Origin of the sequence: Sulfurospirillum sp. 1612, from assembly GCF_036556685.1 — a bacterium.
Lineage (GTDB): Bacteria > Campylobacterota > Campylobacteria > Campylobacterales > Sulfurospirillaceae > JAADIZ01.
Genome location: NZ_CP140614.1, coordinates 598646 through 624416, shown reverse-complemented (window position 1 = coordinate 624416; position 25771 = coordinate 598646). Strand labels below are relative to the sequence as shown.

The window sequence follows — 25771 nt, the reverse complement described above, 5'->3', positions numbered from 1 at the left end:
GCTGATACCGCCTCCAAATATTATATATTTTCGGAGTATTTTGAAATTCGCTTAATGAAATTGTATGAAACGAAAGTAAACGAGCGGTTAACATCCCGTAGGATTAGAAATTAATACGCTCTTCTTGTGGCAATGCAATATCTGTGGACCTTACTTTTCTTTCTCCCTTGTAAATCACGCGTTTTGTCTTATGCGCAGGGGCATCATGATGCATTTTATTGCTTTTGTCGATAAAGTACAACTTTTGCAAGTGTGAATTTTTCAAAATCACATAAACCCGATCACCGCGATTGACTAATTTTTTCTTATTATAAAACCGTGCATAGGGCAATTTATAGTTTTTTGTATCGGTACCTTTGATCTCATAAAACCACGATTTTTTAGGTTGATCGTATTGGATAATCGTAACGCGTCCTTTGATACTCCCATTATAAATATTGTTCTGTGCAGGTTTTTCAAACTGATAGGTTCTGACCTCATGATGATTATAATCTCGATATGTTTTTGAAATCGGTTTTGAGAGTTTTCGCTGGTCCCCTTTATGGATGTTAATCGTCTGGTACTGTTGCGTCAAACAACCTTGAAATAAAAATAATATACTGATGGCAATCCCTATCTTAATCGTTTTCATATCTGCCTTTGCTTTGTTCTTTTTGGCGTATTTTATCTAAATTTTGATTTTTATGGTATAATCTTGATTCTAAAAGAGACTTTATGGGGTTGACAAGGCTTCGACAGGAATAGTGTCATCTTTTGGCTGCATGTCGCAAGTGAGGGTCTTGCGTTACCAAACCTTCAAAACAATAACTGCTAATAACAGTAACTATCGTCCTGCTTACGCTGTAGCGTAAGTTTAGTAAAACTAAGGACTGCTTCCTCCTTTGATTCTATCTAAAGGGAATTTGGAAGTATCATAGCTTGATAGATATATTTTAAGTTTACCTCGGCTTAAGATGAAATTAGAGGTTAGTTTTGCGTAGTTTTGTTAGTTGTATGAAGCAAAATGAAATTTTAACAACTATTTTAAGCATGTAGACGCTGAGAGTGGCTATTTTTGGACTCCGGTTCGATTCCGGACAACTCCACCATAAACAATAGGATAAATAATTGCGTTTTTTAATATTAACATTGTACTGCATATCATTTTTGTATGCAGCTAATCCCAATACCCAGTCGCTTGATGACTTTGATGCAGAGTTTCAAACCCCACAACAGAATCAAGTAGCAGATCCTCTCAGCGGATACAATAAGATCATGACAAATTTCAATGATTTTTTCTACCTTAATATTTTAGACCCTGTGGCAAAAGGTTATAAAACAGTCGTGCCAACACCACTGAGGACAGGGATTTATAATGTTTTTAACAATTTACTCTTTCCTTTGCGATTTTTAAACAATACATTACAATTGAAATTTCATAACGCTTTTGATGAAACCCGACGTTTTCTCATCAACTCCACGTTAGGAGTCGCCGGATTGAGCGATGTAGCGACCAATAATTTTCATATCAAAGCGCATGATGAAGATTTTGGACAAACCCTTGGATACTATGGCGCAGGCAGTGGCTTTTATCTGGTATTACCGATATTGGGCCCATCAAACTTACGTGATACGTTTGGATTGGTCACCGATGTTCTCATCAATCCCTTGAATTATTTTGAAAATCGTGGATATAATATCTTTGACAATAGCACGCAGGCTTATGCAAGCGGTGCATTGGAGATGATAAACTATAGCTCTTTTCATGTTGGAGAGTACAAAAAATTAAAAAATGATGCTATTGAGTTGTATCCTTTTTTGAAAAACATCTATGAACAAAGACGCAAAAAACTGATAGAAGAATAGGAGTTTCATTTGAAAATATTTATTTTATGTTTATTAATAGTTGCCAATCTCTTTGCATTAGAGGAGAATCAAATTGAGCCTTTTATGAAGAGTAATATCAATGAAGCCATTCAGATTATCAAAAGTGGTAAAGATAACAATACGAGCAGAGAAGTCATCTCAGAGAAGATTTTCCGCCTTTTTGACAAAATTTTTGATTACAAATTGATGGCACGACTCTCACTTGGCAGTGGAACGTGGAGAAATCTCAATAGCGCACAACAAGAAGAATTCACCACAAAATTTACAACCCGCCTCAAAGCCTCTTACAAATCCAAACTTGACAAATATGACAACCAAAAGATCATCGTCGATGCAATTGATAAAATCAAACCAAATAGAATCCACCTCCTCACACAGATCAAAGGAGACAAAGAGAAGTTTGATGTAATCTATAAATTTTACAAAGCCGCTCATGATCAATGGTATATCTATGATGTCGATGTTCTCGGTGTCAGCATCATACAGACTTATCGCTCTCAGTTTTCAGATGAATTAAAAAAACAGAGTTTTAATGAACTATTAGCCAAACTCGCAGATATTAAAAATTAGATTTTTATGATTCGCTCTTTTTATAGTAATGTCATACTAAAATTCCCGAAAATCGTCCTGTTTTTATTGGCGATTTTTACAGTAGTCTTTGGATATTTTTCGACCAAACTGAGTATCGATGCTTCCGCTGACAGTCTTTTGTTGGACAATGATAAAGATCTCGCTTTTTATCGTGCTGTAAGTGAACGCTATTATATGCCAAATTTTTTAGTCATCACCTACACACCTAATTCCCCCCTACTCTCAAAGCGCTCTTTAGATACGTTGAAGCAAATGAGTGAAGATTTGAAAAAATTACCTGAGATTACTAGTGTTATTTCCATGCTCAATGTGCCGCTCCTACAAAGTCCACCCCGCCCACTCAAAGAGTTACTCGAAAAGATACCCACCTTGAGTGATAAAGACGTCAACAAAACCTTAGCAAAAAAAGAGTTTTTAACCAGTCCTATTTACAAGAATAATCTCCTCAGCAAGGATTTTAAAACGACCGCACTCCTCATCAATCTCAAGCCCGATATCAAATATGAGGATTTTATAAAAAAGCGTAATATTTTGCGTGCAAAAGGCGATAGTACCGCACTTGAAGAGCTCAATAAAAACTTTAAAAAATACAAAGATCTCCGCCGGAATATCGATCATGATACTATTGTCAACATTCGTCACATCATCGCAAAATATCAAAATCATGCCAAGATTTTTCTAGGCGGGGTCAATATGATTGCCAATGATATGATTCATTTTATTAAAAATGATTTGATGATTTATGGTAGCGTTTTATTATTGCTCTTAATCACCACGCTATTTATTATCTTTAAAGAAATCAAATTCGTCCTCATTCCCGTGTTTGTCTCCATCGTTTCTGTGGTATTTACAACAGGATTCCTTGGACTCTTTGGCTGGGATGTCACGGTGATATCTTCCAACTACATCTCACTGCAACTCATCATCACGATTTCCATCATCTTGCATTTAATCGTACGCTATCGTGAGCTTGCCAATGCCTATGATTGGTCTCAAAAAGAGTTGCTCCTAGAGACCGTCACCTCCAAAGCAAAGCCCTCTTTTTATGCTATCATCACAACCATTGCAGGATTTGGCTCTTTAATCTTAGCTGACCTTAAGCCAGTTATTAATCTCGGTTATATGATGAGTATTGGCGTGGCAACGTCACTCTTTATTGCCTTTATATTATTTCCTGCTGCGATGATGCTTTTCAAAAGAGATGCAAACGCAGCAGGCCAAAATAGTATAGGCTCTGGTATCACACATTTTTGCGCTGCTTTGGTTAAAAATCACGGCAACGCCATCTTGATATCCGCTGTGGTGATGACACTCTTGTCCCTCTATGGTGCGACGAAATTAAAAGTTGAGAATAGTTTCATCAACTATTTCAAACAAAGCACCCAAATTTACCAAAGCATGAAAGTCATCGATCAAAAATTAGGAGGTACCACTCCACTTGATTTGATTGTCAAATTCAAAACCGAGAAAAAGCCTGCACCTTCTGCGGATTCATTTGATGAATTTGAAAATGAATTTCGACAGAGTGAAAATCAAAATCAATACTGGTTTTCCCCCAATAAAATGGAAACCATTCGCAACATACAACACTATTTGGAATCATTGAAAGAAATCGGTAGTGTGCAATCATTTGGTACTGTTTTAGAAGTCGCTAAAAAACTCAACGATAACAAAAATCTTGATACCTTTGAATTGGCGGTACTTTACAAACAAATTCCTCAAAAATTTCGTGATATCATCCTCAATCCGTTTGTCAATATCCAAGACAATGAAGTGCGCTTTGCGATGCGAGTCATTGACTCAAATCCTGACTTACGTCGCGATGCATTTTTGAAAAAATTACAAAAAGAGCTCCCAAAAGTCATCGATAACAAAGAGATCAAATTTAGACTGACTAGTCTCATGGTATTGTATAACAATATGTTGCAATCTTTGTTTGAATCACAAATACTCACCCTCGGTGCGGTGGTCATCATCCTCTTTTTGATGTTTATCCTTTTGTTTCGCTCTATCAAAATATCAACGATTGCAATCATTTCCAATCTGATTCCTGTGAGTATTATCTTTGCTGTTATGGGATTTTCTAATATCCCATTGGATGTCATGACCATCACTATCGCTTCTATTAGTATTGGTATTGGGGTGGATGATACGATTCATTATATTTACCGGTTTAAAAAAGAGTATGCCAAAGATCATGATTATATCCAAGCGATGGAACGCTCCCACAATAGTATTGGTTTTGCGATGTTTTATACTTCGCTTGCCATTATTTTGGGATTTTCGATTTTGGTATTTTCCAATTTCATACCGACGATTTATTTTGGTTTATTGACGATTTTAGTGATGTTCTCAGCACTGCTTAGTGCCTTGTTGTTGCTTCCGAAGTTATTGATAAAATTTAAAGCGTTTAACTAGATTTTCTCTAGTTAATCGCCTCTTTAATCACTCGTGCCTTGGCACAAATCTTTTTAATTTTTTCACTGTGTGAGAGAGAATCATCGAGCAAGACTTTCACAAAAGCACTACCGACTATGACGCCATCAACACCTTTTGATTTTTCTTTTGCACTTTTTTCATCAACACCAAAACCGATATAAAGTGGCGTCTGGCTGGTGGCTTTGATTTCAGAGATGACACTACTGAGATCTTCTGCTGTACCTGAACCGGTAATACCCGCATACGCGACTAGATAGATAAATCCTTGACTCTTTTCGATGATTTTTGCAATCCGTGCTTTTCCATCTGTGGGAGCGACAAAATTGACAAGAGAGAGTTGGTGTTGTTGAAAAATCGGTTGATATACACGGGATTCTTCATGAGGTAAATCTGGGATGATAAAACCCTTTACACCTAAATCTCGTGCTATTTGGGAGATATTTTGTACTCCTTGCGCATAGAATGAGTTAAAATACCCCATCCAAAACGTCTCCATTTTGGGCGCAATTTCTTGCGTCATGTCATAGAGTTTCTTCATCTTGAAACCCTGTTGTAACGATCTTAGATTGGCTTCTTCGATAACCGGGCCATCGGCCACAGGGTCAGAAAAGGCAATTCCGAGTTCCAGTATATCGACACCTGCTTCTTGCAAAGAGAGCGCCAAATCAGTTGTAAAATTCGGATCAGGATATCCGGCTGTGATATAGGCTATGAGTTTTTTCATGATACTTCCAATGTTAAGGGCACTTTAATAATAAGTGGATTAAACAGGCTAAAATATTCTGCATCGTGTTCGACATCTTTTCGGTAAATATTAAATTGATCACTCACAAGCAACAACCAATCGACAAATGCTTCACTTGCTGGCCCCTTTAAAACACGTGCTTCTTCTGTGACATCTTCGCACAATGAAGCGAGTTTGACAATCGGGTCAAGCTTCAGAAAACTCCCTGCTGATTTTAAGTTGTGAAATATCCGAAATAATTCTTTGATGTTGTCTTCATAATATTCTGATTTTGAGAGATTAATAATCAAGGGTTCCATATTTTCGCACATGATAGAATAGTGATTGATAAAATCATCGACAATATCAATATCAAAATCCAATTCCAACTGCGAATACAAACCCATAAAACTCCCTCAAAATGTTACAAATACTTATTTTAAGCTGTTAGTTAAGTACAATTGTACCATTTTTTTGATAAAATAATATAAAAACCGTTAGGTGATTATATATGAAAACCATAACATCCATAAAAGCATCAAAGTCCCAAACTCCCCTTGTCATGATTACAGCATATGATGCACTTTTTGCTTCAATATTTGATAAAAAAGTCGACATGATTTTAGTCGGAGATAGTTTAAATATGAGCTTCAACAAAGCAGCCGATACCCTCAGCGCTACGATGGATATCATGATCTATCATACCAAAGCAGTCTGTGCGGGGGCCAAAGATACCTTTATCATCTGCGATATGCCTTTTGGTACGTATACCGATGCTAAAACTGCGCTAAAAAATGCTTCCCGTGTCTATCAAGAGAGTGGTGCTCATGCTGTGAAAATCGAAGGAGGCAAAGAGCGTGCCGCCATCATCAAAGCCCTCACGGATAACTCAATCGCTGTTATGGGGCATATTGGATTGATGCCACAATTTGTTAGAAGCGAGGGAGGCTATAAAGTCAAAGGGCGCAAAGAAGAGGAAATCAAAAAACTCATAGAAGATGCCAAAGCCGTAGAAGAAGCCGGTGCCTTTTGCCTCGTCATTGAGGGGGTTATCGCCTCTGTTGCTGAAGAAATCAGTCGTAGTATCACGATTCCGACTATTGGCATAGGTGCGGGTTCTGGTACCGATGGCCAAGTGTTAGTATGGAGTGATGCTTTTGGTTTTTTCAATGAATTTCAACCCAAATTTGTCAAACGCTATCTTGATGGACATCGCCTCATCGAAGAAGCGCTTGATGCTTATGTCCAAGAGGTCAAAACCCGAAAATTCCCAGCAGAAGAGCATACATACTAATGGAACGCATTGTAGAGATTGACAAAATATCATTTGAAAATGAATACGAAAAATCACTCAGACCTACATCGTGGGAAGGCTATATCGGTCAAGAGCAAATCAAGAGAAATTTGAAGGTGTTTATCAAAGCTTCCAAACAACGAGAAGAGTGTCTTGATCATGTATTGTTTTTCGGACCTCCGGGCTTGGGTAAAACCACATTAGCCTACATCATATCCAACGAAATGGAGACCAATATTAAGATGGTGGCTGCACCGATGATTGATAAAAGTGGCGATTTAGCCGCTATTCTTACCAATCTTGAAGAGGGCGATATCCTCTTTATTGATGAAATTCATAGACTTTCTCCTGCTATTGAGGAGATTCTCTATTCGGCTATGGAAGATTTTCGATTGGATATTATCATCGGCAGTGGACCAGCCGCACAAACAATCAAAATCGACCTACCAAAGTTCACGCTAATCGGAGCGACCACCCGTGCAGGGATGATTAGCTCCCCGCTTCGAGATCGTTTTGGAATGCATTTTAGACTGCAATTTTATGACAAAATAGAACTCTCTCAAATCATCACCAAAGCCTCCCATCATCTGGGTAAAGAGTGCCTCAAAGAGGGTGCGCTTGAAATTGCTAGAAGATCAAGAGGGACACCAAGAATCGCATTGAGACTTTTAAAAAGAGTACGAGATTTTGCCGATGTAGAACACGAAGAGACCATCAGCAAAGAACGCACCGATTATGCGCTCAGTGAACTGGGTGTCAATGAGCTGGGTTTTGATGAACTGGATATCAAATTTTTGAAACTCTTAGTGGAATCCAGAGGTAAAGCACTCGGTCTTAGCACCATAGCGGCTGCTTTGAGCGAAGATGAGGGGACAATCGAAGATGTGATTGAGCCTTATTTGTTAGCCAATGGCTACATGCAACGCACCGCAAAAGGAAGAATCGCAAGTAGAAAGTGTTACGAACTTTTTAAACTCACGCCCCTAGAATCAGATGGGCTCTTTGGAGAAACCTTACTATGAATTTACAAAGATTGTTTTTGATTGGTATTTTTTTGGCTGTTCTTTATTGGATATTGCGACTCTATCAGCCCTTTTTGGTGGTGATTACCGTCGCATCTCTACTCTCCATCGCAACGTATAGAATCAACACGTATATCAACAAATACGTTCATCACCAAGTTTTATCTGCCACCATCTCGACAATTTTTTTATTTTTGTTATTTTTCGCTCCGATTATCTATATCATTACATCAGCGGGCGAAGTCATTAATAACTTTAATCCTAAAATCGTAGATAGCACCATCGCTTATATTCAAAATCTCCACTACACGCTGCCTAAAAGTTTGATGTTTTTGAAAACCAGTATTGATGAATTTATCAACAACATTGATTTGGCCAATATTACTAAAAACATGATTTCTTATTTAGGACTTATTGGGAAAAATAGTGCCAATTTCTTAAAAGATATGCTCTTGATTTTGGTGTTTTATTTCTTTGTGACCTTACGCTCTTATGAACTGGGCAACTATTTCAAAACCCTGCTTCCGATGAAAGAAGAAGAGATTGATTTGGTATTTGGTGAAGTTTCCAACGTCATGAGTGTCGTCTTTTATTCTATTTTAGCAACAGCTATTTTTGAAGGTATTTTGTTTGCGATTATCGGTGTCATCTTTGGATACAATGGATTGTTACTCGGTATTTTCTACGGCTTTGCCTCTTTGATTCCTATCGTCGGGGGCGCCTTGATGTGGGTTCCTTTGAGTGCCTATGAATTTGCCAATGGCAACTATCTCGCAGGTTTTAGTATCGCCATATACTCTATCATCGTGATTTCTATCGTCGCCGATACCTTTATCAAGCCGCTCATTATCAAATTTATCAATGAAAAGCTCTCCACCGTCAAAGCCAATATTAACGAGTTATTAGTCTTTTTTGCAATCCTCGCAGGGCTTACCACGTTTGGGTTTTGGGGTATGATTTTAGGACCTGCTATTACCACACTTTTTATCTCTTTGATGACGATGTTTAAAACCATCAAAGAAAAGGGCTTAGATATTTAGAGCTCTTCTCGACATTGATTGAGTCGCTCGATGATCTTTTCATGTCGATTCTTGCGACTGTTGATAAAGTCTATCTTTTGATTTTTAATCTCTTCAAAACGATGAGAGAGTCGCTCATACTCTTGACTCAAAAAGGTACGATTTGAGCTCATGAGATTTTTCAATTCATACATATAAAAACTCTCTGAAAGTTTTTGTTTAATCTCGTCCAAATTTGGATTATAGAGTGAAAAACGCGTCGGATTGGATTCATAAAGCAGGGCAAAACTCTCTATTTTATTATTCAAAAATGAGATACAGGCCTCGGTGGCATTTTGATAATTAAACTTGATAGCACTGCGTATATGTGTGAAGTTTGAGCTAACATGAGAAGCTGAGTCAAGCACTTCATCATGATAGGGTTTCAAAATATGTTCATACACCCGTGCGGCAAATTTCCTCATATTGGCAAACTCAATATCAGAATGTACCTCTTCTTTCTTTCGGATGATACTATATGAGCTGTGCCATCTAAAAATTTGCTCTTCAAAATCCTGATAGACTTCTTGGTTTCGTTTATTAACCTTTTCTTCTATCGCCACTATATCTCGCACGTATCTTTTGAATTTTTTCCCGACCAAATCATCATCATAAAAGAGTGTTTTATATGCCGAATCTGCATTGATTTTTTTGTATTTGTATTCGATTTTTTTATAATACTCTTCTTGTTTTAAAAAGCCTTTTTTCTCTTTCGCAAATCGCACACGAGTTTGTTCCTCAACATGGGCATAAATCTCTCCGGCGATGGTTTCGATAATTTGTTCTATCTCTCGATATGCTTTTAGCAACTCTTGTGCAAAAATATTTTTGGCCTTGCTAAATTCTACTTTGATTTCGGCATCAAATTGCTCGATTTTGGCGATAAGTTCGTCATAAATATCCAAGAACAATTCATACTGTTGGGTCACTTTTTGACAAATATTTTTCAACTCTTTTTTGATGGCAAACTCTTTGGATTCAATCGCCTTGGGTTGGATTTCATTTTTAATAAAATCGATAACATTTTGGATATTTGATTCTTGTGATAATTTGATATTTTCACGCAAATCCATCGCCCTGATACCACTTAACTTTTCCTCATACCGGCGATAAGCATCTTCTAAAAATTCCAAAGAAGAGGCTTGCATATTCTCATGCAGTTTTGTGTCAATGGAAGCCAAAAATTCTTCGAGCGCTTCCTCCATCAGAGCATTTTTATCATGACTTCTTGAAGCCAGAGCTTGTTTTGCAGAAATCGGAACGACTTGGCTAAAAAATTGCTGAAATGTCTCTTGGACATAGGCCACGCTTTGGGCGACTTCTTGAGGTGAAAATTTATCTTTTTGATTTAACACACACAAAGATTTATTTTTGTATTTGGAGAGGTACTGTTCCAAAATAGCCGCTTCACTCATTTTACCCGCATTATCAATCAAAGTCAGCCAAATGATACCATCGACTTCTTTGAGCACCTTGATCGTCGTTTGTGTGTCAGCATTGGCGCCGGAATTGAGTCCTGGTGTATCCACAAATACAATATCTTTGAGCATGTTCAAAGGCGAATAGAGTATCAAATAATCGATATCTTCTACACCAATGCGTTGATCTGTAAAGCGATGGATACTATCAATATCATGATACTCATCTCGTCCATCTTTGTATTTTACTCGAATCCGCAACTCTTCGCCATAGCGAATATAATTGACTTTTGAGGTTACCGGAGTGATACCGGTGGGCAAAACACTTTTGGCAAGCAAGGCATTGAGAAAGGTTGATTTACCACTGGAAAATTGCCCCGTAATCGCCACTTTCATAGGCTCTTTTACTCTGATTTTCAATTTGTCCAATGCCTGTTTCATCTGCACAGAAGGAGAGAGTGTATCATCAAGCAAGAGATAACTCACCTTTTTTAATAACCCAAGCAAGGAGGCATCAAAGACCGGTTTTTCACTTAGAAACTCTGTTTTGTATGTGGTTATAAATTGATTGAAAATACTCATCTCACCCTCTCACGCAAACGTAATAAATCTTTTTTAATGGTTCCCAATACATCAAGTCGGCTCTCTAGGGCTTCGGTTTTTTGTGCTTTTTCAGCAGAAGAGCGCGCGATTAATTGTTGGCTTTCTTGAATAATTTTATCTTTCATATTGATCTGATTTTTAATCACATCGACCCGATTGGTAGCTACGATTACAAAATGTTCTAATAACTCATGATTGAGATCCATCAAGCGGTCATCTAATGAGATTTGAATCGTTTCAAATGCCTCTTTCAATAAAGCATCAAGCGCCAAATCCAATGCTTCTAGATTTTTGTTAGCGTATTTTTTGATAGCCGTATTGATAGCACTAAGCAAGGCATCACTGTTTTGAAAAATCATAAATTGTTTCAGATATTTATCAAAAAAGTCTTGTGAATCAAAAGCGTCATTTTGGATATTATCATGATCCTCAATACCTGAAAAACTCTCTTTAAGATGTTCATAAGATACTTGCATCTTCTTTTGAAATTCAAAACGATAATCTCGTGCTAAATCAACCAATCCATCTTTGATACCCGTTTGCACAAAGTACTCTATTCGCTCATTTTTTGGAAGTTTTTTATTTTTTCGCAACTCATAAGAGACATCATCAACCACCCGTCTTTTGATGATATTTTTCAAATTCCATAGGGCATCATGAGAGAATTGCTCAAGCGTTTTAAAATACAATTTAAGCTCAATTTGACTCTCTTTTATCGTAGTTTCAATCTGTTCTAATATAGATAAATGCTCTGCCTTTTGCTTTTGATAGGCATCAAATTCTTCTTGAATTTCCTCTTTGGATTTGCCTAAGAGTTCAATCTCTTCGCGGAAATTTTTCTCACTTTGCGCAAGAACAGCTAAAATCTCAATCAAATTGCTATCGATAACAAGACTGGCTTTGGCACTCTCTTGTGAAAAGAGAACTTTTGTCAAATAGGCCTCAATCTGACCTAAGCCTGTTTTCTCTAAATCATAACCTTTTTCTAGCGCAATATCAGCCTTTCCTTGTTTATGGAAAAGCGCCATCTTGGCCGATATTGGTATAAAATCTATCTTGTCTAAAATCAATTGCAATTTTGCTGATTTATTTTGTGCTTCCAATCGCTCTTTGATGCCTCTTTTTGTATACGCCACCACCTCTTTGAGTTCTGCTTCACTCACCGTATCAATGCGTGTGATGACAATCAAAAGTCGCGCAACATTTTGATACACAATCGAATCAATGATAAAATCGACATCTTTCTTGGTTGCAGATTGGTTCACATTCATCAGATGAATCATCAAATCACAATCAAGCGTATATTGCAGCGTAATCTCTTCTCTTTGGATAATCGGGTCATCTAAACCCGGTGTATCGACAATCTCTACGCCATCTTTTAAAAATTCCAAATCACTATAAAGGTCCACACTTTTGACAAGATTGCACTTTTTCTTTGACGCTTTTGCCGAGGTATAAAAATGCAAATCTTCGATTTTTATCTCTTCGGTTTTTCCACTCTTGGTGATGTAATCATCCAGTTTATCACCAAATGCCTCTTGCGTTTCTTGCACGAATTTTTTAATGCTAGGCGAGTCATCGGCTGATTCTACAATTTTCTCAAATTCGTGTTGATTCCAATAATAAACCTTTGCGTGTCGTCTCTTGTCATATTTTAAAATGGTGAGATTCGCCGTCTCTGGGACGACCGATGTCCCAAGAATCTCTTCTCCTAAGAGAGCATTTAACATGGTAGATTTTCCAGCATTCATCACGCCGGTGATACCGATGGAGAGTTTTTCATCTTTTAATTTTTGCTGACACAAATCCAATCGATTGATAAAATATTCATCTTGCATACAAATTTTGAGATTTTCGATACCGGTGTTTAAAATATTGAGCGCATTTTTATAAAATAGGTCATCTTTTTGTGCTGTTTTAATCGCGAGGGTTTCAACCTTGCGTTTTTTCTCTTTGATAAGTGAAAAGAGTCCAATCAATCGACGACTAATATAATAGGAGATAATGCCCTCTTTTCTCAATATTTCAAAGCGTGATTTGATTTGCTGGTTCAATTCCAAATTGCCCTGTTCTTCTACAAATTTCAATGTCTGTTTTTGAGCTTTTAAAATCAGGTTTTGATTCACCTCTTGGTTGGCAAACATACCACCGAACAAAGAAGAAAAGGTATCAATTTGTGTGATTTTGTCGATGTTGTCATGATTGATAATAAATAAAATCACACAACTATCACAAAAATCTTCATAGTGATTTTGATAGGTCACTGCTATTTTGTTTTGTAATGTTTCTGCCAAGTCTTCAATGGCATCACTTTCTTCATTCCATGCCAAGAGAAAAAAATCATTTAATATATACACGCGTACCGTTCCCACAGAGATTATTCACGCTGATTTTCAAAATATTGTATTTGAAATTCGAGATCATGATGATAGTATTATATCAAGAAAAGTTATGTAATAGGAATATTTTAAATATTAAAACGAAAATTTAAGAGAGCCATCAAAGAGGTGACTCTCTTATACTTGATTAACGTAGGGCGACGAGTTTTCGTCTCATATAAGCGATTTTGCTTTGTAGTGGCAAATGTTTTGGACAATTATCTTCGCAGGCGAGTAAACTCATACATCCAAAGATACCATTATCATCACCCACTAACTCATAAAAATCTTCATCAGTACGTTCATCATGAGGGTCCATTCTAAATCGTGCAACACGGTTTAAGCCAACCGCTCCGACGAAATCAGGTCTCATGAGTTTTGTACCACAAGCAGCAACACAAATACCACACTCAACACAACGGTCAAGTTCAAAGGTGTCTTCTGCCACTTGAGGTTCGATTGGTTTTTCCAATTTTGAAAAATCAGGTTCTTCGCTTGAATGTACCCAGCTTTCCACTCGCTTGCTCATACCATCCATCCACTCACCGGTATTGACAGATAAATCTTTGATGAGTCTAAATGCCGGCATTGGCATGAGTTGAATCACGCCACTTTCATAATCTTTAGTCAGAGTACGACATGCCAGTTTTGGAGTACCATTGACCATCATACCGCAACTTCCGCAAATACCCGCACGACATACAAAGTCAAAGGAGAGATCCGCATCAAGTGTCTCACGAATCTTACTCAAGGCAATAAACAGGGTCATCCCATCAGTTTCTTCTAATTTATACTCCGCGAAATGAGCTTTTGATACCTTTGAATTTGGATTATACTTTAGTGCTTTTATCGTTATTTCTCTTCCCATTTTAATCTCCAAATCTTTCATTTTTAGCTTTATAATGTGGTTGCAATTCAAAATGCATCAAAGCTTCTTGAATCTCATATCTGTCTTTTCCAGCCGCTTCCATCTCTTCTTTGATTTTATCCACTTCTTCTTGTCGTTTGAGGCTTAGTGGATTTTCAATAATCATCCCTTTAGCACCATACCCTCTAAACGCTGGTGGCATTTCCATCTTCATGATATCCAACTCTTCATATTCGATTGTTGGTAGGTCAGCGCCCTCTTTCCAAGAAGTCAATGTTCGTTTCAGCCAGTTAGCATCATCTCTTTTGAGATAATCTTCTCTATAATGTGCCCCTCGACTCTCTGTTCGCTCACGGGCACCCAGTGCAACACACAATGCGATTTTGAGCATTTTAGGAACGCGGTAAGCTTCTTCAAGCTCAGGATTAGCACTGAGAGTTTTTGATTTTACCGTAATGTTATTGGCCTCACGATATAACTCTTGCAACTCTTTGACAGCAAGATCAAGTGTTTCACCATCTCTAAAAATAGCCACTTTTTCCCACATGATGTCTTTCATCTTATTTTTAATTTCATAGATGTTGTATTTACCCTCTTTTTCTAAAAGAGAATTCAAATAATTCTGTTCTTTTTCCAATGCATCTTCAACCACTTTTGTGCTAATATCAATCTCAGTATCGGCACAATAATCAGCAAAATAATCTCCGACAATCATACCACTGACAACGGTCTCAGCCACAGAGTTTCCACCGAGTCTATTAAATCCATGCATATCCCAACATGCCGCTTCACCACAAGAGAATAGTCCCTTCAATGTAGGAGATTCACCGGTCGGTTTTGTTTTGATACCACCCATAGAGTAGTGTTGCATCGGAAGCACCGGTGCCCAACCTTTTGGACCTTCATCTGCTGGGTCAATACCATTAAATATTTTACAGATTTCTTGAACATCCCTTAGGTTTTTCTCGATATGTTCTCTTCCTAAAATCGAGATATCCAACCAAAGATGATCGCCATAAGGAGAGTGAACACCTTTACCATTTCGGATGTGTTCCATCATACGACGACTCACAACGTCACGGCTCGCTAATTCTTTTTTCTCAGGTTCGTAATCTGGCATAAATCGGTGTCCATCGACATCTCGTAAAATTCCACCATCCCCACGACATCCTTCTGTCAAAAGAATCCCTGAAGGTACGATTGGAGTCGGATGAAATTGTACCGCTTCCATATTACCCAATCTTGCGATACCCGTTTCAAGCGCAATCGCCGCGCCAATTCCTTCACAAATAACCGCATTGGTAGTTTGTTTGTAAATTCTACCATATCCACCAGTAGCAATGAGAGTACCTTTGGCAACATACGCACTCAATTCACCGGTAATCAAATCACGCACAATAGCACCATAACATTGGTCATTATCCACGATCAAAGCGATGGCTTCTTTTCTATCTTCAATATTAACATCGCGTTTTAATGCCTCATTCGCCACACCGTACAACATGGTATGTCCGGTTGCATCTGAAGTAAAACAGGTTCTCCATTTTTTCGTACCACCAAAGTCACGAGACTGAATATAACCATGTGTCTCATCATCTTCGACGATGGTTGTGCGTTGTGCATTGATAACCGCTTCTCTAGGACCTTTTGAAATACGACTCCACGGCACACCCCAACCAGCAAGTTGACGGATTGCTTTTGGTGCTGTGGTCACAAACATTCGTGCGACTTCTTGATCACATCCCCAGTCACTTCCCTTTACGGTATCTGCAAAATGGACATCTTCATTATCACCACGTCCCATTTTTGAATTTCCAAGACTCGCTTGCATACCGCCTTGTGCCGCTGCTGAGTGCGATCTTTTAACCGGAACTAAACTTAAAACTGTAGTACTTAACCCTTTTGTTTGCGCTTCAACAGCCGCTCGTAAACCTGCAAGACCGCCACCGATAACTAGTGCATCACAATATTTTATGTTCATCTTTTATGCCCCAATCTTGATATTATTTTGTGTCATGTTTATTTGTGCGACAGGGTGATACCTCTGGCCAACTTGGTCTCTGTGTTCGTAACCTATTTTCATATAAGCTGCCAACGTTGCAAGCCCTAGCACTAAAAAGAATATCGTGATGGCCCATTTGAATTTTTTAAGTTTTGCCCGTGTTGCTTTTGCATCCGTGCCTTCGAACCAACCCCATTTGACAGATAACCTATAAAGTCCGATACTTCCATGAAACTCAACGGCTAAAAGAAGTAATAGATAAATTGGCCACATCCAACCACTCACCATTCTATCGGCTGAACCGTATGGCCCGATAGTTTCTGGTCGTGTCAACATCAAAAATACATGAGCAGATGCCAAAAAGAACATCGCAAAACCTGTAAATGCTTGGATGAACCACAATGTGGTATCTTCGTGTTTCATCATCTTCATGTGCGTTCTATAGACTTGATATTGTCTAAAGTTTGCAGGGAATTTTCGCATCCCAAGTCCCGCATGAATCACAATGATCAAGATGACAATAGCCACGATCACGGAAACAATAAAGGGATTGCCGCCTTTTATAAAAAAAGAACCTTCAAACATTTTAGTCACGGTGTACATAAAATCTTTGCTTACTAAAATGGAAGAGACAAAGAACATATGCCCCCACATAAAAAGAGCTAGAAACAATCCCGTTGCACTTTGCAAATAGTCAAGTTTCGCTGGTATTCTACTCTTTCTACCCTCCACACTTTTACCCAAAAAGCCTTCGATAAGGTCACTCACGCTTAATCCTTTTGATGAATTTATTATTATGTTACAACTTTTTTTATTAAACCGAAATTATGTCATTTTATAACACAACTGTTTAATAAAAAAATAAATTATGATAAAAAAGAAAGGAGTTTTTAATCAAAAAGGTAAAGTATATTTATGTTTTTTTTGCTTTTTGTGCGAGATAAACATATAAAACGAGTGATATCAATGCCATCATGATAGACAATACTTGCCCCATACTCATCCAGCCTTCTAACACAAAACCTAGCTGTACATCGGGTTGGCGAAAGAATTCGGCGATAAATCTAGCAAGAGAATAGAGCATTCCATAAAGGGCAATCAGCTCTCCATCAAAATGTTTTTTCTTTCTATAAAAGTAGAAAAAAACAAAGATTAAAAATCCCTCCAACACTGCTTCATAAAGCTGAGATGGATGTCTTAACGTGCCATCAACATAAATTCCCCATGGCACATCGGTCTCTCTACCCACCAATCCTTTATTTAAAAAATTGCCGATTCTTCCAAATATATAACCAAAAGGAACACTAATAGCCACTAAATCCAATAAAATCAAAGTTTTAATTTTATGTCTTTTGCCAAAAAGCCACGTCGCCAACAAAAATCCTACAATGGCGCCATGATAACTCATCCCGCTAATTCCAACAAACGTGCCATCTAAAAATGGATTAAAAATTTGCCATGGGTGCGTCACATAATAAGTAGTACGAGGATCATAAAAGAGGATATAGCCCAATCTTGCACCGAGGATGACACCGATTTCCACCCAAATAAAATAATTATCCAGCGTTTTATCATCGATGCCCATCTTATCTTTTTTGACAAAATACTTCGCCGCACCAAGGGCGGTGAGCAGTGCTAAAACATACATGATGCCATACCAATGTACGCCAACACTGCCGATTGAAAATGCTATGGGATCAAGGTGAGCATAAATGTGATTCCAATAGGTCATAATCTTCCTTTACACAAGCGTTTTCATCCCATCGCACCGCGATATTGATGAATTTTTAAAACGCTTCATCCCTTTTGAGTTCTAAGCGTTCCTCTTCTGCTACTTTTAGATTAGGGGCTTTGGCATGTTTAAACAAAACAAAGACAATAATAGCAAAAACAATCAGCATTAACACCGTGAAGATAACCGGTACTGATTTTAGCACGACATAGGTCACAATCAAAATGGATAATAGTGTAGGAAACTCATTATAAGCACGAAAGAATTTTCCACTTTTTGTACACGTATCTAGCAATAATTGCTTGCGGTAGTGATTCATAGAGAGGTCATATCCAATCAAAGCAATAACTGCTATAATCTTAGCATACACCCACATGCCACTTTCAAAAAGTGCCGGATTGAGGACAAACATCGTCACCCCACTGAGCACTGTCGCAATCATCGCTGGAGCATCGATGTATTTGTAGAGTTTGTATTCTTGGATTTCTACTACTTTTTTAAAATCCGGCTTATCTAAATGTTCCTCATGATAAACAAAAAGTCTCGGAAGATAAAACAGTCCCGCCATCCATGACATAAAAGACATAATATGAAAGATTAAGATATATTGGTAGTATTCCATCTATTGTTCCTTTAACGCTTGCGCGATGAGTTCTATTGGATTTTTGAATGTCACATTATTGACATCAGATAAATACATCGAGTTGCTGATTTGCATCCGACAGGCACTGCACTCAGCACTCACATAAGTGGCCTCTGTCTCTTTTATCATCGCCGCCTTTGGTAATCCCGCAGCTTTTGCTAAATGATATTTTTCAGTTTGCATCGTAACGCCGCCAAAACCGCAACAGCGATTGGGGTCACTCATCTCTCTCATCTCATAATTTTGAGCAAGAAGATGGCGTGGTTCTTGGAAGATGCCTTGCATTTTTCTAGCATGACAAGGATCATGATAGGTGACAGAGAATTTTTGTTTGGCTTTTTTTGATAACACTTCAGCCAAGTTTGTTTTCTTTTCTAAATATTCACTGGCCATATAAATATGCGGCTTAATGCGCTCTGCTCGTGCTTTCCATTCGGGTTGATCATGAAAAAAGTGTGCATAGTCTTCTTTGATCATCGCACTACAAGTTGCTTCAGGGATGATAATGGCATCTAAATCATCCATAAACCCTTCGATATACTCGATATTAAATTTAGCCAGTTTATCCACACTGTCAAAATCACCAGTAAAATAAGAAGGGGCACCACAACATTTTTGTTGTTTAATCAAATACGCATCAATTTCGAGTACTTTTAAAATCTCTAAAAGGGCCTTACCGATATCGGTGTACATGTAATTGGCCAGACATCCGATAAAAATACCTACTTTGCCTTTGCCTCCGTTTTTGATGACATCAGGATGAGAGTTTAAAAAGCTTTTGCGCTTCAAACTTGGTACCATTCTATCCATCTTGATAATCGGAAATTTTCGTGTCACCATAGCACTTTGAGATTCTACTTTTTTGAAACCGCATGTTTGAAACATAAAACCAAATTTGGCAGCTATGTCCATAATTTTTCTATTACGAAGTAGGAAAAAAGCCAGTCGCTTGTACCATGCCAAGCCATATTTTTTGCGGATATCATTTCTCACTTGTTCAATCACCATATCTACCGGTAAATCATTCGGACAAATATCTACACAATTGGTACATAAAAAACAGCTTTCAAAGATATCTTTGGCATTTTTATCGAGTTCTAAATCACCCCTTTGATAGGCGCCTAAGAGATCTAAAAAACCACGGGGAGAGGTGACCTCATCCATATTGACATTATGAATGGTACACGTGGGGATGCATTTACCGCATTTGATGCAGTCATCAGTAGTCGTTTTAAATTCAAACATCATACCGTCTTTGAAAAACGTCGTTTTGATTCAGGTATTTTTTTGAGATAGGCATCAAATGGCATCACAATATTTCGGATTAGTAGTGTTCCGGTGGTATTGACCGTGATTTTTTTCTTCTTTTTGTGAATGTCGACCAATCCTTCTTCAACAAAAGGGGATAATTCATCGATAGCATCTTGAAAATAATCAAAGAAATCGACACCAAACTCTTTTTCGATTTTTGCGATATCAAGTTTGAAGTTGCTCATCATCTCCATGATGACGGCTTTTCTCAGCACATCATCGTCACTCAATATTAATCCCCTATGAACGGGTAATTGACCCGCATCAATCGCATTTTCATAAAGACTCATATCTTTGTAGTTTTGAACATAATGATGAACCCCTTCGCCGATACTTGTGAGTCCGATACCCACTAAATCAGCACCACCTTTTGTGGTATACCCTTGGAAATTACGGTGTAATTCACCTTTGTCAATCGCCAAGAAAAGTTCATCTTCAGGTTTAGCAAAATGATCCATCCCAATCATACGTAATCCATTTGAACTGAGATAATCAATCGTATATTTCAAAATAGCCAGTTTCTCACTGGGAGTCGGAAGTGTGGTTTCATCGATTTTTCTCATGGTCTTTTTCATCCATGGCACATGCGCATAATTAAACACAGCAAAACGGTCGGTGTTCAGTTTGAGTGACAATTCCAAAGTCTTTTTAAAGGTTTCCAACGTTTGATACGGCAACCCATAAATGAGATCCATATTCACTGATTTTATTCCCGCAGCACGTGCCATTTTTACCGCGTTGTCTGTCACTTCAAAAGGTTGGATTCGGTGCACGGCTTTTTGTACTGATTCATTGAAATCTTGTACTCCAAAACTCACACGATTAAATCCACCCGCTACTAAAACGCTCACCTGTTCTTGCGTCAAAAATCGCGGGTCAATCTCACAACTTATCTCTGCATCCTTAGCAAAATTAGGGAAATGTTTTCGGATTAATGCAATAATGCGCTCTAACTGTTCTGCACTGAAAAACGTCGGCGTCCCTCCACCAAAATGCATTTGGATTACTTCTCTGTTGGTATCGAGATGACCAGAGAGTATCGCTAACTCTTTTTCGAGATACCCGATATAGCGCTCTTTTTTATCTTCTTTGCTCGTAAAGACCACGTTGCATCCACAAAAATAACAAGCACTCCTACAAAAAGGAAGATGAAAATATAGTGAAAGCTTTCTCTTTTTATCTTGATTCTCTAAAATTTTCACATAACTCTCAGCATTAAAACTTTCATTAAACTCAGGTGCCGTCGGATAACTCGTATAGCGAGGTCCGGGCTTGGAATACTTGGAAAACATTTCAAAATCTATCATTTTATATAAACCTTATTATCAGTTAGTTATGCATTGGTGGACATATCTTGTCCCATGAATAAATCTTTGAGATTCAAGAACAAATTCGGATGCTCTCGTTTGATCTTTCGTAGCAATTTTTCCAAATCAATATTTAGACTCTTTGCTTTGCTATTTTTAATCGCCATTTTTTTAATCTCATCCATCGCCACAGTCCAAACATCTTGAAAATCAATCGGAACATGTTGCAAAATCGTCTTTTCCAGTTTCAAATCAAAATTGTCTTGTTGTAATTGCTTAAAATTATCAATCAGTTTATGAATCGAATCGATAGAGATCATCGTATGTAATTTTTGGTCTTCGTCGATGATAAACCACGGCTCTTTTCCATCCCAACTGCCACTTTTAAGACTCAATGTCTTGACACTGGGATCATCAGTCTTTGCAATCTCTATCACCGTTTCATATTTTCTATTTTTATCGCCAATATACTCTTCTATATCTTCTATCTTATCAAATATATTTACTTGTTGTTTCATATTAATATCTCCTTTTTGTTGAACAAGTCCAACAAAAATTCCTCTCACTAAAGCTTCGACCTTGTCGAGAGTTATTTGATTTATCTCCTTTTTGTTGAACAAATCCAACAAAATTCCTCGAACTCGTGCTTCGACCTTGTCGAGAGTTATTTGATTTATCTCCTTTTTGCTGAATCAAGTCCAACAAAAATTCCTCGAACTCGTGCTTCGACCTTGTCGAGAGTTATTTGATCTATCTCCTTTTTGCTGAATCAAATCCAACAAAATTCCTCGAACTTGTGCTTCGACCTTATCGAGAGATTTTCTTTATTACTATATTTTTAGTATAGTATATTTATCGCTCTTTGTCTAGCCAAACCATTAAACCTTTTTGAGCATGCAGTCGGTTTTCTGCTTCATCAAAAATCACATCTGCGTATTTTTCAAATACCTCTTCACTGACTTCATATCCTCGATACGCCGGCAAACAATGCAAAAATATCGCATCATCTTTGGCTAAAGACATCAAATCCATATCCACGATAAAGCCTTTGAAATCTCGCATTTTTTTCTCTTTTTCCGACTCTTGCCCCATCGACACCCATGTATCTGTTGTCACGATATCGGCACCTTTGACTGCTTCTTTTGGATCTAGATGATAGCTCACTTTACCGCCGCTTTTCGCACACAATTCTTTGGCATCATTTTTAATCTCTTCGAGAGGTTCATACCCCTTTGGTGTGGCGATTCTGAGTTCAAATCCCAATTTACCAGCTAACATCATCCATGAGTGTGTCATGTTATTACCATCACCGACATAAGCGACGATTGGATTTTTGTCTTTACCATATTCAATCATCGTCAAATAATCAGCTAAAAGTTGTACGGGATGGTATTTATCGGTCAATCCATTGATGATGGGCACTTTGGAATAGGCCGCAAATTCATCCAAAATCTTTTGCGAATAGGTGCGTATCATCACCATATCAACCATACGGCTAATGACGCGAGCGGAGTCTTTCATCGGCTCTCCTCGACCAAGTTGTAAGTCATTTGAGGATAAAAATAGACCTTGTCCTCCGAGTTGGTGAATGCCGACTTCAAAACTTACCCGTGTTCGTGTGCTGCTTTTTTCAAAAAGCATCCCAAGGGATTGGTGTTGAAGATAAGGGATATAATTTTTCACTTTGGCTTCGCGTTTGATTTTGATGCCAAGCTCCATAATCTCTAGTATCTCTTCTTTTGTAAAATCATATAATGATAGAAAATGTCTCATGAGTCTTTCCTCCCTAAAATTGCTGCAACTTCTTTAGCATGATAACTAATAATAATATCGGCTCCCGCACGTTTGAAAGCTAGCATCGTCTCCATCATGACACGTTCGTAATCAATCACACCGGCTTTTGCGGCAGCTTTCAGCATCGCATACTCGCCACTGACATTGTAAACGGCCAATGGTAAGCTAGTATTATCTCGCACATCACGGATAATATCCAAATACGCTAAAGCGGGTTTTACCATCAAAATATCGGCACCTTGTGCTTCATCTTCAATCGACTCTGCCACCGCTTCTCTGCGATTGGCTGGATCCATTTGATAACTTCTACGATCTCCGAAACTCGGCGCTGATTCTGCTACATCACGGAATGGACCATAATAGGCACTGGCAAATTTTGTAGAATAACTCATAATCGGAAGATTGATATATCCTTCATTGTCAAGAGCCATTCTGAGTGCTTCAATCATGCCATCCATCATACCGCTTGGGGCTATCATATCGACACCGGCGCGCGCATGGACGAGTGCTTGTTCTTGTAAAATTTCTAAGGTTGCGTCATTATCAACCGTTTCGTGTTCCATATCCAAAATCCCACAATGTCCGTGGTCGGTAAACTCACAAAAGCACAAATCACTCACGACAAACATATCAGGATGGGCTTCTTTGATCGCTTTGATCGCCGAGGCGATGATTCCGTGTTCACACAAAGCATCACTTCCAATACTATCTTTGACATCAGGGATTCCAAATAAAACAATAGAGTAAATACCCAAGGATTTCAACACCTCACACTCTTTGAGGACTTCATCAATACTCATTTGATAAACTCCGGGCATTGAATCAATCTCTTTTTTTAAATTTTTTCCGTTTTTGACAAATAAAGGATAAATAAAATCATCAATTGAGAGATGGTTTTCTCTTACTAAATCTCTTAAATTTTTATTCATTCGTAATCTTCTAAATCTTTTAAACATCTTGTTTCCTTATCTTGGCGTAAATACAGTTTTGTAAAAATGGGAATTTTACCATAATATACTTAATACTTTTAAAACATCCATGAAGATATTGAATATAAAGCGCTTCATAGCACTATTTGAGGGTTTTGATTTTAATCTTTTAAACGATTGCGGATTTGGAGAAATTCATCCAAGTTCTCAAAAAAGATATCCACCAATTTGGGTTCAAAATGTCGACCTTTTTCTTGTTTGAATAGCACAAAAATATCCTCATCCTTCCATGCTTTTTTATAGACCCGATCACTCCCTAGTGCATCAAAGACATCAGCAATCGCGGTAATACGACCGAAAATATGGATCTCCTCGCCCGCTTTTTTCTCAGGATAACCACTCCCATCCCACTTCTCATGATGCTCTTTTGCTACGATGGCAGCCATCTTCAGCAGGGCTTTGTTGGAGCCTTTTAGCATCTCATATCCTAGCGTCGCGTGGGTATCCATAATGGTGCGTTCTTGTTCATCAAGACGACCGGGTTTGTTCAAAATCGAATCAGGAATTGCTACCTTGCCAATATCATGCATCGGGGAGACTTGACCTATCATCTCCGTCTCTTCTTCACTCAAACCATAAAATCTAGCAAAAAGTTTGGAATACTCCGCCACTCTTTTGACATGATTACCCGTCTCACGACTGCGTTGTTCCCCGATGGTTCCCATCGTGAAAATGACCTCTTTTTGGGTTTCGATAATCTCTTTATCCAGTTTATTAATCTCATCCAATCCCATCTCAACGCGCCTTTGAATCTCATCTACCGACAAGCCAACATTTTTATTAACACGATAAGCCAAATACAAAATGAAACAAATCACCACACCTAGAAGTATGGGTACAAAAAAGTTTGAAGAGGTAATAAACCCCGAAGAAATGGTCTCTATTCGATGTTGGATTTGAGCATTAACACGATTGTTTTGTTTAAGAATTTTAAAAATATTTTCTAATATTTTAGTTTCACTCAAGTTGATTTGATGAATACGATAGACTTTTGAACGTAGTGATTTGACTATGTTAATATATGCATCAAATTGTTTGATATTGGTTTTATTTTTGATGTCGTTTATTCTAATCAGCCATTGGTCTAAAGGCATGAGACTTTTGTTTTGATAGAGTGCTTCTTTACTGTAATATTTAAGGTTTCCAAAATCACTAATCAAGACATAATCCCCTGTTTGCAATACCTTGTTTTCAAGTTCTTGTCGGATTCGTATTTCTATTGGGTATTCGGATTTGTACTGATTCATCAGATGGATTTTCTCTTGGTGCAGGGTGTAGGCTTGTCGAAACGCTTTTTCTATATCTTTCTCATTTTTAAAAAGCATGTGAAGTTTTTGACTTAGGTTTTTGTCACTGTGAATATCAAAAAATAGTTCATCTAAAAGAGCGCTCGGGTTATTTAGAAAAATCTTTTTGACCGATTCAAAGTTTTGCTCCGCTTGTGTAAACTGTACCTGTACGGTTTTCAGTTTGTTGAGCTCATTGGTATTCATCAAATCTTTGGACAATAGATTCATCTGCTCTTGTAACAGAACCAATTCGGAGATATATTTTTGGGAAAAACTATTATTTTTAATTTGGCGCAATACGACATAATTAAGAATTCCTACCAATATGATGAGTATTAATATCAGTAGAAAACTTAATTTGACTATTTTTTTGATGTCCATGGAATCCTCAACAATTTATTGGATTGATGTTATTTATATCACATGTCACGCGCACTTTAAGA

General features: G+C 37.8%; 22 protein-coding genes and 1 other RNA gene. 7 read left to right on the top strand and 16 right to left on the bottom strand.

The window, feature by feature from the left end; genetic code table 11:
• Nucleotides 1-103: 103 nt before the first annotated feature.
• A complete protein-coding gene (locus SFB89_RS03140) occupies nt 104-631 on the bottom strand; it encodes a hypothetical protein (RefSeq protein WP_331775491.1) in 528 nt (175 codons plus the stop codon).
• A gap of 85 nt (nt 632-716) precedes the next feature.
• Here SFB89_RS03140 and ssrA point away from each other — a divergent pair.
• The 4 genes from ssrA (at nt 717) to SFB89_RS03120 (ending at nt 4875) form a co-directional block, all read left to right on the top strand.
• Nucleotides 717-1088, top strand: a transfer-messenger RNA (tmRNA) gene (gene ssrA, locus SFB89_RS03135).
• A 19-nt stretch (nt 1089-1107) separates the two neighbouring features.
• The gene (locus SFB89_RS03130; protein ID WP_331775490.1) at nt 1108-1845 is read left to right on the top strand and encodes an MlaA family lipoprotein; all 738 of its coding nucleotides are present in this window, start codon (nt 1108-1110) and stop codon (nt 1843-1845) included.
• A gap of 9 nt (nt 1846-1854) precedes the next feature.
• Nucleotides 1855-2436, top strand: a complete 582-nt coding sequence (locus tag SFB89_RS03125) for a Tgt2/MlaC family protein (RefSeq protein ID WP_331775489.1) — start codon at nt 1855-1857, stop codon at nt 2434-2436.
• A gap of 6 nt (nt 2437-2442) precedes the next feature.
• Nucleotides 2443-4875: an efflux RND transporter permease subunit gene (locus SFB89_RS03120; RefSeq protein WP_331775488.1), complete on the top strand. Its 2433-nt coding sequence runs from the start codon at nt 2443-2445 to the stop codon at nt 4873-4875.
• Nucleotides 4876-4882: 7 nt separating this feature from the next.
• On the opposite strand, the gene trpA is transcribed toward SFB89_RS03120, so the two are convergent.
• Together trpA and SFB89_RS03110 are read right to left on the bottom strand one after the other, a co-directional pair.
• On the bottom strand, nt 4883-5620 hold the full coding sequence (trpA, locus tag SFB89_RS03115; protein WP_331775487.1) for a tryptophan synthase subunit alpha: 738 nt from the start codon (nt 5618-5620) through the stop codon (nt 4883-4885).
• Complete coding sequence (locus SFB89_RS03110) at nt 5617-6027, bottom strand: Hpt domain-containing protein (protein ID WP_331775486.1); 411 nt, start codon at nt 6025-6027, stop codon at nt 5617-5619. The genes trpA and SFB89_RS03110 overlap by 4 nt, the downstream gene beginning before the upstream one ends.
• A gap of 104 nt (nt 6028-6131) precedes the next feature.
• Between SFB89_RS03110 and panB the strand changes: the two genes are divergently transcribed.
• Genes panB through SFB89_RS03095 form a run of 3 tightly spaced genes read left to right on the top strand, consistent with a single transcriptional unit; the run spans nt 6132 to nt 8976 of the window.
• The gene (gene panB, locus SFB89_RS03105; RefSeq protein WP_331775485.1) at nt 6132-6914 is read left to right on the top strand and encodes a 3-methyl-2-oxobutanoate hydroxymethyltransferase; all 783 of its coding nucleotides are present in this window, start codon (nt 6132-6134) and stop codon (nt 6912-6914) included.
• Nucleotides 6914-7936: a Holliday junction branch migration DNA helicase RuvB gene (gene ruvB, locus SFB89_RS03100; RefSeq protein ID WP_331775484.1), complete on the top strand. Its 1023-nt coding sequence runs from the start codon at nt 6914-6916 to the stop codon at nt 7934-7936. The genes panB and ruvB overlap by 1 nt, the downstream gene beginning before the upstream one ends.
• On the top strand, nt 7933-8976 hold the full coding sequence (locus SFB89_RS03095) for an AI-2E family transporter (protein ID WP_331775483.1): 1044 nt from the start codon (nt 7933-7935) through the stop codon (nt 8974-8976). The genes ruvB and SFB89_RS03095 overlap by 4 nt, the downstream gene beginning before the upstream one ends.
• Here SFB89_RS03095 and SFB89_RS03090 read toward each other — a convergent pair.
• From SFB89_RS03090 to SFB89_RS03030, 13 genes are all read right to left on the bottom strand, one after another.
• On the bottom strand, nt 8973-10994 hold the full coding sequence (locus tag SFB89_RS03090) for a dynamin family protein (protein ID WP_331775482.1): 2022 nt from the start codon (nt 10992-10994) through the stop codon (nt 8973-8975). The genes SFB89_RS03095 and SFB89_RS03090 overlap by 4 nt on opposite strands.
• Entirely contained in the window at nt 10991-13372 is a 2382-nt protein-coding gene (locus SFB89_RS03085) for a dynamin family protein (RefSeq protein WP_331775481.1), read from the bottom strand. Before SFB89_RS03085 ends, SFB89_RS03090 begins: the two co-directional genes overlap by 4 nt.
• Before the next feature lie 169 nt (nt 13373-13541).
• Nucleotides 13542-14261, bottom strand: coding sequence for a fumarate reductase iron-sulfur subunit (locus SFB89_RS03080; protein WP_331775480.1), 720 nt, complete (start codon nt 14259-14261; stop codon nt 13542-13544).
• 1 nt (nt 14262) lies between these two features.
• Entirely contained in the window at nt 14263-16242 is a 1980-nt protein-coding gene (locus SFB89_RS03075; RefSeq protein ID WP_331775479.1) for a fumarate reductase flavoprotein subunit, read from the bottom strand.
• Nucleotides 16243-16245: 3 nt separating this feature from the next.
• On the bottom strand, nt 16246-17031 hold the full coding sequence (locus tag SFB89_RS03070; RefSeq protein WP_331775478.1) for a fumarate reductase cytochrome b subunit: 786 nt from the start codon (nt 17029-17031) through the stop codon (nt 16246-16248).
• A 145-nt stretch (nt 17032-17176) separates the two neighbouring features.
• Complete coding sequence (gene lgt, locus SFB89_RS03065) at nt 17177-17995, bottom strand: prolipoprotein diacylglyceryl transferase (protein ID WP_331775477.1); 819 nt, start codon at nt 17993-17995, stop codon at nt 17177-17179.
• Between the two features lie 55 nt (nt 17996-18050).
• On the bottom strand, nt 18051-18617 hold the full coding sequence (locus SFB89_RS03060; protein ID WP_331775476.1) for a CopD family protein: 567 nt from the start codon (nt 18615-18617) through the stop codon (nt 18051-18053).
• Nucleotides 18618-19883: a (Fe-S)-binding protein gene (locus SFB89_RS03055; protein ID WP_331775475.1), complete on the bottom strand. Its 1266-nt coding sequence runs from the start codon at nt 19881-19883 to the stop codon at nt 18618-18620.
• Nucleotides 19883-21256 carry an oxygen-independent coproporphyrinogen III oxidase gene (hemN, locus tag SFB89_RS03050; RefSeq protein WP_331775474.1) on the bottom strand — a complete coding sequence of 458 codons (1374 nt, stop codon included), beginning with the start codon at nt 21254-21256 and terminating at the stop codon, nt 19883-19885. Before hemN ends, SFB89_RS03055 begins: the two co-directional genes overlap by 1 nt.
• A gap of 26 nt (nt 21257-21282) precedes the next feature.
• A complete protein-coding gene (locus SFB89_RS03045) occupies nt 21283-21774 on the bottom strand; it encodes a DUF2603 domain-containing protein (protein WP_331775473.1) in 492 nt (163 codons plus the stop codon).
• Nucleotides 21775-22108: 334 nt separating this feature from the next.
• Nucleotides 22109-23029 carry an ornithine carbamoyltransferase gene (gene argF, locus SFB89_RS03040; RefSeq protein ID WP_331775472.1) on the bottom strand — a complete coding sequence of 307 codons (921 nt, stop codon included), beginning with the start codon at nt 23027-23029 and terminating at the stop codon, nt 22109-22111.
• On the bottom strand, nt 23026-24006 hold the full coding sequence (gene hemB, locus SFB89_RS03035; RefSeq protein WP_331775471.1) for a porphobilinogen synthase: 981 nt from the start codon (nt 24004-24006) through the stop codon (nt 23026-23028). The genes argF and hemB overlap by 4 nt, the downstream gene beginning before the upstream one ends.
• A gap of 134 nt (nt 24007-24140) precedes the next feature.
• Nucleotides 24141-25709, bottom strand: coding sequence for an HD-GYP domain-containing protein (locus SFB89_RS03030; RefSeq protein ID WP_331775470.1), 1569 nt, complete (start codon nt 25707-25709; stop codon nt 24141-24143).
• Between the last annotated feature and the right edge of the window lie 62 nt (nt 25710-25771).